The 12,803-nt window shown below is 45.7% G+C and carries 9 protein-coding genes and 1 tRNA gene; 7 read left to right on the forward strand and 3 right to left on the reverse strand.

Features of this window, described 5'->3' with window-relative positions; translation table 11 throughout:
* Positions 1-96: 96 nt before the first annotated feature.
* Both RIM23_RS17460 and RIM23_RS17465 read right to left on the reverse strand, forming a co-directional pair.
* The gene (locus RIM23_RS17460) at positions 97-4,782 is read right to left on the reverse strand and encodes a hypothetical protein (protein WP_446368438.1); all 4,686 of its coding nucleotides are present in this window, start codon (positions 4,780-4,782) and stop codon (positions 97-99) included.
* A gap of 875 nt (positions 4,783-5,657) precedes the next feature.
* Positions 5,658-6,497, reverse strand: coding sequence for a DUF928 domain-containing protein (locus tag RIM23_RS17465; protein WP_446368439.1), 840 nt, complete (start codon positions 6,495-6,497; stop codon positions 5,658-5,660).
* Positions 6,498-7,014: 517 nt separating this feature from the next.
* Between RIM23_RS17465 and RIM23_RS17470 the strand changes: the two genes are divergently transcribed.
* From RIM23_RS17470 to RIM23_RS17495, 6 genes are all read left to right on the forward strand, one after another.
* Positions 7,015-8,730: a CHASE2 domain-containing protein gene (locus RIM23_RS17470; protein ID WP_446368440.1), complete on the forward strand. Its 1,716-nt coding sequence runs from the start codon at positions 7,015-7,017 to the stop codon at positions 8,728-8,730.
* Between the two features lie 6 nt (positions 8,731-8,736).
* A complete protein-coding gene (locus tag RIM23_RS17475) occupies positions 8,737-8,895 on the forward strand; it encodes a hypothetical protein (RefSeq protein ID WP_446368441.1) in 159 nt (52 codons plus the stop codon).
* The gene (locus RIM23_RS17480; protein ID WP_446333929.1) at positions 8,896-9,414 is read left to right on the forward strand and encodes a phage tail protein; all 519 of its coding nucleotides are present in this window, start codon (positions 8,896-8,898) and stop codon (positions 9,412-9,414) included.
* Positions 9,415-9,676: 262 nt separating this feature from the next.
* The gene (locus tag RIM23_RS17485; protein ID WP_446368442.1) at positions 9,677-10,651 is read left to right on the forward strand and encodes a hypothetical protein; all 975 of its coding nucleotides are present in this window, start codon (positions 9,677-9,679) and stop codon (positions 10,649-10,651) included.
* Positions 10,652-10,728: 77 nt separating this feature from the next.
* Positions 10,729-11,082 (forward strand): DUF2499 domain-containing protein, encoded by a 354-nt coding sequence (locus RIM23_RS17490; protein WP_446333931.1) that lies wholly within the window; start codon positions 10,729-10,731, stop codon positions 11,080-11,082.
* A 136-nt stretch (positions 11,083-11,218) separates the two neighbouring features.
* On the forward strand, positions 11,219-11,512 hold the full coding sequence (locus tag RIM23_RS17495; protein WP_446368443.1) for a DUF3593 domain-containing protein: 294 nt from the start codon (positions 11,219-11,221) through the stop codon (positions 11,510-11,512).
* A 96-nt stretch (positions 11,513-11,608) separates the two neighbouring features.
* Here RIM23_RS17495 and lipA read toward each other — a convergent pair whose 3' ends face one another.
* On the reverse strand, positions 11,609-12,496 hold the full coding sequence (lipA, locus tag RIM23_RS17500; protein WP_446368444.1) for a lipoyl synthase: 888 nt from the start codon (positions 12,494-12,496) through the stop codon (positions 11,609-11,611).
* A 71-nt stretch (positions 12,497-12,567) separates the two neighbouring features.
* Here lipA and RIM23_RS17505 point away from each other — a divergent pair.
* Positions 12,568-12,641: transfer RNA gene (locus RIM23_RS17505), tRNA-Pro, on the forward strand.
* The last annotated feature ends 162 nt before the right edge of the window (positions 12,642-12,803 follow it).

The raw sequence follows: 12,803 nt of genomic DNA on the forward strand, positions 1-12,803 counted from the left end.
ATTTCACTGTGCGATCGCGTCGTTTGTAGTAGCCACGTTTGTAGTAGCCACTTTAGTGGCTTCAGATGTTCTATTTCCCAGCACGAAGCGTGCTGACTACAAACAGATCGCAATCCGATCCTGACATCCCTGAATCTCCAGTTCCAGTCGCGGTTCTGGCTGATTACAGAATAGAACACCACGATAGCCACTGGCAACCAGAGTAAAGGATAACTGCTGACTCCCCCCGGCTTCCACCGTCGCGTCTCCTAAATTCACCTGACATTTTGTCCAATCCACACGCACATCTCGATGAGAGAGAATATCAGTAACTAACACTTGATGGGTTGATTTCATCACCTTAATCGCCAAGTGACGCACCGTAAATCCGATCACCCCCTTTTCAAACTCCTCCACTCTTATTTCAGGGGGTAATCCAGTAATAGTAAGTTGCTCAGTTTTAGGGGATTGGTAAAGTGTTGAGTGTGTAGGGGCGGGTTTAGGAACTTGCTTTTCGTTATTGATAGTAACGTTTGTGCAAAACCCGCCCTGACTAGGTTTTGAGTTAGCTCCCTTGTCTCTCAAAGGACGTTCTCTTGGCGCTAATGGGGGAACTACAGAGATAGCATCTGGATTCATTGCCCATTGCTGCGCTTTTTTAATCAAATTAGACTGAAGTTTTACCGCTTTCCTCAGCTTTCCTTGATTCGTCACATAATCAACCTGTTTTTTCTTCGTCCCTATCCAACGTTCCCGGGCAAATTGACGCTGTTGTTGGTTAGTGTCGTTGACAAATTCCTCGTAAAATGATAAGGTTTCAACCATTAATCCAACTTTTTCCAGGGCAATTCCTATCTGTGGCATCAACAGGTACTCTTGCCAGTCTGGAGTAGATAAAACCCGCTCTTCCATAAATTGTTCATACTGTTGGCGTTGATCTTTGCTTAGGTTTTGGGGGATTAATCCTGAACCTGCCAATTCATAAACAATGTCGAAATTCAACGCGGCTTTTTCCTCGGTTGAACCGATGACATTAGGCAAATCGGTATTGAACAATTCGAGGGCGTCTTGCCAGTATTTCTGGCGGAAGAAATAGCGGAACAGTAGCCGCAGTAGCTTGATTTTGATCCCATCTTGACTAGCGAGTCGAAAACAGTCTTTGACTTTGGCTAAATCATCCAACCCCACATACACCACACAGGCTTGTTGGTATTCCTGCTTCATTTCCAACCCTTGGGCGACATAGCGCAGCCATCTGCGATCGCGCGGTTTGCCAGCTTGCCGCCATTGGGTGATAATCTGATCAGCTTCGCCTGCTTGTGCCAAATACACTAATCCTTCTGGCATGCCGACGGCAAAGGCTTTCGCCCGATGATAGTCTGGGGTTTGAGTTGCATTACTTTCCTGCCAATACTGTATCGCTTGGTGGTAATTTTGAGCGCGATAGAAACAAGTACCGGCTTGGACATTTAATTCTGGATAACCCCCTGAGGCTAAGATAGCTAGAACTTCGCCAAACTGCTGCCATTGTGATGATGGTATTGAGGAATCATTGGGAATGGTTTCAATGCGACGGGCATATTCCTTAATTCCTTGCTGCCATTGTTTTTGCTGATTAACCTGTTGATTTCCCTGAATAACTGATGATTCATGACTGATAATATACCGAGTAAAACTATCCAGTGCGGCTAAATCATCAGCAGGTGTCACCATAAACCGCGCCAGGATGCCCTCAGCCGCTGATTGATCTTGGGGGTGCGAATCATACCAAGCGACTAATTCTGACCAGCACAGCCCCTGCCAGAAGCAATCCCACGCCTGATCCGATTCCCCCAACTCCAAAAAGCAATGACCCGCGTCTCGATACTGCCTCTCAAACTTCAGCGCCCAAGCCTGACAAGAGTTGGCTTGAGTGATATCCCCTAAATCCCGATAGAATTGTTTGGCTCGGCGTAGTAAACTAGGATTTTCTGCATGTAATCCTTTAAGCTGAAATTCTTGCGCGATCGCACCCGGGTCATTTTCACGCATCGTCTCTACCATATTTGGCATACCCGGTGCTAGGGTTTTCACCTTATCTTGCCAACGGCTTTTGTGTTTAGCATGTCCTAACATTGCCTGTAACAAGGCTTCATCACTGGCATAGTTCCACAGTTGGCGGTTTCCAGTTTCTGAATCGACGATAAATAAATAATCCGTTGCTCGACTAGCCGCGACATAGAGTTTATTGAAAAAGTATTCTACCTTTACTTTTTGGTCAACGCCTTGGAGATTCCAGACATTATCGCTACACTCTTCACCAAATTTATACAATATCACCCGTTTAAATTCCAATCCCTTGGCAGAAATGGCGCTTAAAACATTTTTTAACGGTTCTGGGGATTGGGGATTGGTGATTGGTGATTGGGGATTGGGGCGCGAATGCTTCGCTTCTACGAATTCATGGGGATTGGGCGAAGCATTCGCGTTGAGATGTGAATAGAAAACCGATGGATTAGGGCGCGAATGCTTCGCCCCTACGAATTCATCCCCGGTTCCCGGTTCCTGATCATTTAACTGAGGAAAAATTTGAGACAAGACTTCATCGGCTTGGGCATAAGCGAGTTCTTCCCCTTCCTCACAGGGAACAATGATAATCGTGTCTTTAATATAGGGGATTAATTCCTCAGCACTAATAGTTTGATTGAGGATAAAGGTTTGGGGTTCAGGAAAATTACCCGGATGCCATGGGGTTTGAGGTTGGAGTTCTCTAATGTCAAAGAGAACGTGACGCCAAAGCTGAATTAAGTTGGTGAATTGAACAATAGACAGACTTGATCGATAATTATAGGACAAGTCCTGAAAATTAACGGTCAACTTTAATTGATCAGCCGGATCAAGGGCGGTAATCACTTCGGCATTAAAAGCGGCTTGGGTGCTAGACCAATGGAATCCGGTTGGATTTAAGGTTTGAAAGGGATCACCGGCAAAGGCAAAGGGTAAGCTAAGAATGGGTTGATATCCCAAATGGTATTGGGAAAACAGAGACAGCCGCATAATTAGCTGTAACTCTAGGCGGGTAAAGTCTTGGGCTTCATCGCAGAAGATGGCGGTATAGTCGGGATGATAACACTTCAATTCCAAGACTCTGGCAATTAAATCTTGGTCATCCCAGTAATCTAGTTCCGTGGTTAGATGCTTATACCAGTGTTGCCAAATGGTCTCATAGATTCCCTGGAATTTCTCTACATCAATCGTGCGTTCTTTCCGGGGAACTTCCTCCTGATAGTCTTCCGGCGTCATGTAGTCTGATTGACCATATCCTTTAATAAAACTGCGGATAATGTGCCAACAAATTTCTGGGGAATAATGGCGGGATTCGGGGAGATGCAGGATCAGTTTGGCAAGGGCGGGTTCGGGATGGGTTCCTTGATACAATTGTTTGAATCGATGGAAGGAAATATAATGGTCTGGATTAAACCGTTTTCGTTCCTGGGGTGGAAGTAAGCTTAACAGGAATTTACCGAAGGGTTGAAAGGCGCGATCGCAGTTGGGGATGTCATCGCCGGGACTGCGTTCAGCGACAAAGCGGTGGTGGGAACGTAGGAGTCGGTTGACCCCATCTCTGGCAATTTCTAATAGCCGTTCATTGTAGGTGAGAAACAGGGGTTGACCCGGAAGCGGTTCGAGACGGCGATGTCCTTGGGGGGTGTAGTGTTTACGGTAGCAGTAGTCGGCAAATAGATAAATCAGCATCGTGGACTTCCCACTACCCGCCCGTCCATTAATAAATAGGGGGAGTGAATCGGTTTGGGGGGTAGCGCCAGACACCGATTGGAGAATTTCTTCTTCTTCTGGGGAAAGGGCGAGATTTGCCTCTCTACCCCGTTCAATCGCCAACCAACTTTCCTCATCGGCTAATAGGTACGCCGGATAGGAACGACGGGCGAAGGGGGTTAATTCATGGATGGTTTGGGGTTGGGATAAGCGGTTGGATCTGTTTTCACCGTTGAATAGGGTGGTGCGCTGTCCCACTTCCCTAATCTCGGCGCTGGAGGGGGGGTGATCAAAGGCGGCGATGAGAAACAGGACACCCCGAACACTCCCATCAGTGGTTTCAATTTGGCTGTAGAGGACGTAACAATTGTTTTCCCCCCACAGGTTGACATTTTCTGGAAGCTGGGGTTGATCAGGGGAAATGATTAGGGTGTCGGCGAAGCTATCGGTTTGGATGACACCACTGTGACTATTGCTATTTCCTATAGATGTCGCTGTATGGGTATTAATCTGGGAAATAATCTGATAGTAGGTTTTCCACGCCTGTTGCAGTTTAACGGTGGTAAACTGTCTCACCCATTCTTCGCTTTCATAGATCATCCAATCGTCCGGGACAATATCTGGTTCCCATCTTGGTGGCTCCAGCCAAGGACGCAAGGTTTCTGGGAGTTCGGGTAAGGGTTCAACCGAGGGTTGCTCAGATTGGGCTTGGGTGAGCCAATCGCGAATCTGTTGTCGGTCAAGTTGGGGTTCCCAATGGGTCTGACCATAATGAATGGGGGCTTCGAGGAACTGTTCATAGTCGTGATCGCCCCGTTTAAAGATATCAATAAAGCACAACAGTTGCTGATTATCCAGATGCAGGATACGACCAATCAGTCGGCGGTTGAGGATGCGGCGCTTCAGGTAAGGATAAACCCGCTCAAACCGGGATTGCACTTCATCGAGTCGTTGAGTTTGTAGTTGGGTACACAGATCATCGATGCGATCGCCAATTCCATAGCGTTCTGCTTTCTCATTAAACTCACAGGTGCGATAGATGTACATTCAAGAGTTCCCGTTCTTGTGCTATATAAAACTCATACAATGGACGACATAATCGGACATTGATGTTTACTTACTGCTTCAACCAGGGCTGTCGGCAGCTTCCTGTCCACAGTCGTTAAGTTCCGAGCTAGCCACCCGTACTTTTTCTTTTGGTGCGTTCTCAGTAGGGGCGAAGCATTTGCGTGTCAAAAGTAATGCAAGTAATCGCTCATTGAACTCCGCCAATGCTTCGCCCTTACAAACTGTGTCAAAAGTAATGCAAGTAATCGCTCATTGAACTCCGCCAATGCTTCGCCCGTACAAACTGCGGCGTTGCAATCACGACACTTAAGTGAACCGCACCCAAGAAGCGCGAAATACCCCTTCTATCTCTATTTTCCTCTAATGGAAAAAGTCGCGCCAAAGAGTTGAGTAACATTTTATTATACCGCGATGGGAGGTGAGGGCTGAGGAAACCTACGCATTAAACTGCTTTTTTGTCAAATCAGCCTCTGGAAAATTAGACTGTGCAACATACTTGTGTTATTAAGATTTTTCTGAGGCGATGGATGAAAAAATAACGCAGCACTAAGGATTTGAAGCGTTTTTTATTCAAAAATGACTACAAAGCGAGCAGCATACGGTATTTAAATATATGATACTACAACCTCAAACCCAGGTCAAATCATGCTTTAGCCGTGACATTTTCTGCCCGCACTAAGTCCCATTGTCTTTATAATATTAAAACTTAAACTTAAAACCTAAAAGTTTTCCTTATGACAGCCTGCCAATCCTCATTGAAAAAGGGAAAAGCTGATCAGCTTTTCCCTTTAAGGTTTATGGCAGGAATCAGTGTCTGGAATTGAAAGCACAACGGCTAAGTCGGCTAAAAAGAGTTAATTTTCAACGCTCGACTCAGAACTACTCACCAGGTCTTTTTCAATCAGCTTGCCTAAATTAGCCGATTCTAAGAGAGCTTGCCAATTTGCTCTGATCTCTGGATTGTCAGGATTGTTTTCCAGTAATTCAGCCAGGGAACTCGCGGCTTCTGTCCAGACTCCAAACTCAGCAAAAACGGCTGGCTTTTCCAGTTCTGTAGCATCGGCTAATTCTTGAGCCAGAGCATCTTCTTTGGGAATTCGCTTAATCCGTCCTTCAACAATCAGATCTCCGGCTAAATCCGTTGGGTCGCAACGGACGGAAAAGAACCACTGGTATTCCTGACCAACTTTAACCAGAGCTTCATCCTCTGTAGCGGGTTCAGGAAGACTCACCGTAATAATTCCTGGCGTCTTATTTTCCAGAGAAACCTCCTGCTGATAAATGACCTCTGTGCCATTAGCATTCAGTAATGTAAACTCGGCTTCCGTCGCTTTAGTTTGATCAACGGAAATTAAGAATTTAGGAGCAGGAGAAACAGTCGATTCGACGACAACTCTCTCTTCTTTTGATGAATCCTGTTCGTTAATTTTTGGTAGCAGAGGCGTTACAGTTATCTGTTCTCCGTAACACATACCAGGACCACGGGATGTACCTCCACTTCGACCCCGAGACGAGCTTACGCCTCGCGCTCTGAATCTTGGTCGCCGTGCCAAGAGATTTTCTGAAGGTGTCTGTTGAGCTGGGCTAGACGAACTCGGCTTGAGACTAGCAATTGCCATAGCACTGGCACTCATGACGACTCCCAGAGACAACATCAGGGAAAAGGTTTTAAGATATATAGAGGACTTTTTCATTTTACTCCTTGCCAATGGCAGCACTTAAGACAATTTTAATTAATGCAGTGGCTGTAGTAGAAAGTTTAACCAAGGTGAGCGTATTTATCTACATGGCGACTCCTCTCTATTCAGCAAAGTTCCCTGTCCTAAGCGTAAATTTTAAGAAACGCGCTTGCCAGATTCCCTCATTTCTTTATAGCGACTCAGCGAAGGTGCTGAGCTATGATCCGTTTAACTGAGATAAACTCACTCAGTATACAATTTAAACCCCACAACACAAATAAACTGCCTGGGTACTATATTATATACTAATATTCTATCGGACTTGTTTGTAAAACCTAGGATGATCACACTTCTTTAAGAAAAGTGATTAATGGGAGGAGAAAGTTAGAAAACCACTATCTTTTCCTGACTTTAGGTTAAGTTTGATGAAGTTTGATTGTCTTAATCCCAGGCTTATCAGCCGAAGAAACTCCGCCCTTTAGGGCGCATTGTCAGCTCATTAACCCACAGGAGAGCAGGAGGCGATACCCAGATGATTTCTGAAGTTCGTTCATTTTTCGGGCAACATCCAGTCGGAAAAGGACTGATCGCGTTTGGGGGAACTGTGGTTCTCACCAGCTTAGTCGTGACGGGCGTAATTGTAGGACTGCGACAGTTAGGTGCTTTAGAAGGATTTGAACTGGACGCTTATGACCAACTTATGCGATCGCGTCCTGAACAGGAACCCGATGATCGGGTGTTGGTGGTGGAATATAGCGAAGCTGACATCGCCCAGATCAAAGAATTCCCCATATCAGATGGCACACTGGCGAAGCTGCTACAGAAACTACAGGAATATGAACCGAGAGCGATCGGTATTGATATTTTAAGGGATGTACCCCAAGGAACAGGTCGTGAGAACTTAATCGACGTATTGCAAAAAAACGATAACATTATCGCCGTTTGCAAAATGAGTTCTTTGACTGAACCGGGCGTTCCTGCTGCACCTGGAATTCCCGACGAACGGATTGGGATTGCCGATTTACCCTTTGACTCAGATGTCTCCATTCGTCGCACAATTTTACTGTCAGTTCCGACACCATTAGAAACTCCAGTAAACGATCCCCACCTCTGTCAGATTAGTGAGATTGACGGATACGAAAATCAACTCCCCTCTTTTGCCTTAAATCTGGCACTGTTTTATCTTGAACAAGAGGATGTTTTTTTAGACTACACAGAGACAGGAGAACTGATGTTAGACTCCACTGTCTTGACCAGACTAGAACAACACTCAGGTGGCTATCACAAAAGTGGTGCAGTGGACTACCAGATTATGCTCGATTATCAGTCCGGTGAAAATGCCATTGAGCAAGTCACCGTAACCGATGTATTAGAAGGTAATATTGATCCCAATCTGGTCAAAGATCGAGTCGTTTTGGTGGGGTACACCGCAACGACTGCCAATGATGACTTTGCCACACCGTTTAGTGCAGCTGCTCAGGATCGAGTCGAAATGCCAGGGGTAGTCATTCACGCCCACATCGTCAGTCAACTTCTGGGTACAGTTTTAGATAGTCGCCCTTTAATTTGGTATTGGTCCGAGGGAAATGAAATCCTCTGGATTTTTCTCTGGTCAGTTGTCGGCGGAACCCTGGCTTGGAAAATTCGCCGTCCTTGGATTCTGATTCCGGTTGCGGTAGTAGCCGGTGGTATTTTGTATGGGATTTCCTATTCTCTATTCGTCCAGCAGGCGGGATGGATACCCCTTGTCCCGCCAGCCGTTGGGTTAGTCTTAACCACCTTTAGCGTCGTTATTATTGACCGCTACGGTCAAGTCGTGGCTAAAACCGTTAAAAAACTGCTGAGAATCAACATTGAAATCGACCAAACTAAAAAAGAAGAGGAAGTCGCCCAAATTTTAGAAACTGATAGCTTTCAAGAAATTAAGCTCAGAGCAGATGAACTCAAGATTCGCCGCCAAATCACCAAGACGACAACCTATAACGATAGAGTCACAGATAGAGTAGAACTCAATTGGGAAGAACTTCCCGAACTCGATCAATACCAACAAGTACTGCAACGAGCGAAAGTATTAAGACATCAGCTTAACCGGGTAGAAGATCAACGGGAAGAGATTGAAGAGGTTGATCATTCAACTAACGACTCTTCCGGGACAATGCCAAGGGTTCACAAACAGGCGTTTAATCCCGAAGATGAGACTTACCTCTCGCAATTGCAGAGTCGGGCAAGACGGATGAGACATAAATAATCAGTGATGAACCCTGAACAACGAACGATTCTCTTAAAACTTGCTGCCAAGGTATGCCAAGATCCTTTGCTCCTGCGGAAACTCAGCGATCAAGTGTATCAGCTGATGCAAGAGGATTTACGCAAACAACGGGAACGCCATAAAAACTACAGAGGGTTACTATAAATGGCTGACAATGGTAATGTTACCCACGAACTCAACTACGTCACCGCTAATCGATTTTATATCGAAATCGAAAGTCAGATTACTGCCTCATTTAGCGAGTGTTCAGGTTTGGGGGTGCAGATTGATAAAGAAGTATACTTTGAAGGAGGAGTCAACGAACAGCAACGTATCTTTCTCAAGCAAGCCAAATTTGATGATGTTACCCTGAAGCGCGGGATTACTGAAGATTTAGTGTTCTGGAAGTGGATCAATCAGACGCTCAATCCCGGTAAAAAAGAACGGCGTAATGTCAATATTTTGGTCTTTAATCAAGCCGGAGAAACCATGCAATGTTGGACATTAATCGGTGCGGTCCCAGTCGGTTGGAAAACCCCAGCCTTACAAGCAAGTTCCAGTACCGTGGCGATTGAGGAATTGACCCTCGCCTACGAAGGCTTAAAGGTTCTTGCCCAGCAAGGCGGGGGTGGTGCCAGTACCAATGTACAACGCGATCGCACCGGCTATTTCCCTAGTAACTAATTTGAAATGCTCCCCGTGCCATTATTCATCTTTAGGGGCGGGTTTAGGGAGTTTTTAGTGCCAGCTATTGATAATCACCTTAAAACCTGCCCTGATTGAGTGTTTAGGAGAGCATGTCAGGGACAGCACAAAACGCTCAAGTAGCTCAAGTAGGTTGGGTAGAGCGATAGCGTTACCCAACGCCATCGAGAGCCTGTTGGGTTTCGTTCCTCAACCCAACCTACAAAGGTGACATGCTCCCGTTTTTAGGTTTAAAGAACTGATGATTTCCGAAATACCACTTGGGATCAAAAAGCCATTACTTCCAGCTAAACCGTTGGGACAGACACCGAGTCAATCTCATTCTTTACCTGTATTCGTTCACTCAAATATTCATAAAATAGACATACTTTCTTCGACTGGGAAAACTGTCTTAGCGGCTATAACCGAGGAAGCAGCTACGGCTGTTGCGGATAAAAGAAAAATACCTGTTCAGTCTGAGCAGATTGAGGAAAATCTAGAGAGGGTTGATGAATATGCTGAAAACACAGATAAACCTGACTTAACTGCAACCATTGACCCAGGGGTTGATCCAACCAAAGCCTTTCCGCCATTACCAATTAGTTTGGCAAAATTAAACCCGATTACTGCATTAGGTCAATTTCAAGTTTTAGGTCAATCTTCTCGTTCTACATTGCCGGGATTAAGTCTGAATTTTGAATCTTTAGCTGAGCAAACATTAGAAGATTTTTCCTCAAGGGGTTTAGAGAATGACCAGAATCCTTTACCTGAGACAAATTCCTCACAATTAAAATCAACCCGTTCCCAAAGGGGGAATTCAGAATTGACTCTAGATAGTCAACCCTCTAGTCAGAGTACACAAACATCTTGGTCAAGTTTGGCTGAATTAGTAGGTGAGGATAGTCCTCCCCCTAGGGATTCACGGGTTATTCAGGATCAAGATGATGCTGAAATTGAAGGGTTCATGTTTACCCCAGAAGGGTTTCGTCCCATTTATGCTAATCCAGGGAAAAAATGGGGCGATGTTCCGGATTTAATCGAAGCGGAAACAACAACGGTTTCTGGAACCAACCAAATCCCCATAGAAACGAATCAACCCTCTGTAAAAATTGCTACATCTTCCCCATCAACAGAACCGGAACTTGTCAGTGAATCCAATTTGCGGATGTTGGCACAGGAAATCTACAAATTAGTCCGACAGCGTTTGCAAATTGAGCGAGAGCGTTATCGTCGTTAAAGGTTTCATGGGCAAAAGAGCGACGGAGGGGGTTAGAATGATTTAGGTTGTGCGATCGCGTAAAGTAAATCTTCTCTATGCATGCCCTTTCAGTTCCCACTTGGATCATTCACGTCTCTAGCGTTATCGAATGGATTGCCGCTATCTGGTTAATCTGGAGCTATGGTGAAATTACGGGCAATCGTTACTGGTGGGCATTGTCTTGTGCTATGCTCCCGGCATTAGTCGGTGCGATGTGTGCTTGTACCTGGCACTTTTTTGACAATCCTGAATCGTTGGATTGGTTGGTTACCCTGCAAGCCTCGATGACGGTATTAGGAAATGTTACGCTTTGTGCCGCCGCTTGGTGGATTTGGCGCTGTTCCCGAAAATCTGATCACAGTGATACAAGCGAACCAGAAAAATCTAAGACGCCTGTTGATGTTGTTTAGCCAAAACACCCGTTCAGTAGTATAATAAAGCGCTGAATTTTTGGCAAAATCAATACTCTTAGGGGACAAACTAACAAGGGCGCACGTCGTAACAAGGGCGCACGTCGGTGCGCCCCTACTGTAACTCGATAATGTGATGATTTCCAAAGATACTTTATTTGCGGTTTCTTTATTCCCTTACCTAGGTTTTTTGTGGTTTCTAACTCGTTCCGGACAAACTCCACGGTTGGCGCTGATTGGATTTTATGCGCTGTTGGTATTTGTGGCGGTGACGATTCCGGCGGGAATTTATGCCAAGGTGGCTTTGGGGGAACAATTAGCCAATGTGGATTGGTTGCATGGGAGTGCTGAGTTCTTTTTAACCCTATCTAATATTTTGGTCGTGTTAGGTTTTCGCCAAGGGATTATTCAAAAGCGTTCCTCGTCTTAAGTTGTAGGATGTTATAGTCGGGGCGGGTTTAGTTACATCTCTTGTGAGGTAAGAAACGATAGTAGTAAAACCCGCCCCGACTTGCTCAAAACTCAATCATCCCAACATCGGTGCTTGTCGGGGATAGCGCTGCATTAATGCTCTCACCTCTCCAGCATGATAGGAACTGCGGGTGAGGGGGGAGGAGACAACTTGTAAAAAGCCGATAGATTCGCCAAACTCTCGCCAAGTATCAAACTGTTCTGGGGTGATAAAGTCAGTCACGCCTAAGTGCTTTTGACTCGGTTGAAGATATTGCCCAATGGTGAGAATATCACAATTGACGGCTCGCATATCCTGCATCACTTGGCGCACTTCGGCATCAGTTTCGCCTAATCCCGCCATGATGCCAGATTTGGTATAAATCCAGGGGGCGAGTTTGTGGGTACGTTGGAGAAGTTCGAGCGATCGCGGATAATCTCCTTGAGGGCGTACTCGTCGATAGAGTCGGGGGACAGTTTCGGTGTTGTGGTTGAGGACTTCGGGTTTGGCTTGGAGAATGGTGGCTAAAGCGTCCCAATTGCCACATAAATCAGGAATTAATACCTCAATGGTGGTTTGAGGCGATATAGCGCGAATCGCTTCAATGCAGTGGACAAACTGAGAAGCACCCCCATCAGGTAAATCATCCCGATTAACCGAAGTAATGACGACATGGTGAAGTTTCAGTCGCCCTACCGCTTCCGCTAATCGGGTGGGTTCTGTGGGATCAAGGGGTTTGGGTTTCTTCTCGAAATCAATATCGCAGTAGGGACAAGCACGGGTGCAGGCAGGTCCCATAATTAAAAAGGTAGCAGTGCCAGCATTGAAGCATTCACCGATATTGGGACAAGAGGCTTCCTCACAGACGGTATTGAGTGCCAAATCCCGTAAGATTTCCTTAACGTTGCCCACACGCTGCCATTGCGGTGCTTTGACTCTTAACCATTCAGGTTTAACGACCACTCCTGAACATGCTCCCACGAAAGTACCAGTGTTAATCCTAGCAAGTCTGTGGTAATATGGATGAGATATTGCGGGATGTAGCGCAGCTTGGTAGCGCACCTCGTTCGGGACGAGGGGGTCGCAGGTTCAAATCCTGTCATCCCGATTTTGAGTTAGTTAAGATTTAAGCCTGGAACTAAAGTTCCGGCTAAAAGCTAAAACCCGTTAAAACGGGTTGAAAGCCTTACTCACTGACAGGCTCACGGTTTTGTGGCGACGCGATCGCTCTGAGATATTAGCCCACAGAGAAATAAGGTATAATCTCGAT

Origin of the sequence: Coleofasciculus sp. G3-WIS-01, from assembly GCF_040223135.1 — a bacterium.
Lineage (GTDB): Bacteria > Cyanobacteriota > Cyanobacteriia > Cyanobacteriales > Coleofasciculaceae > Coleofasciculus.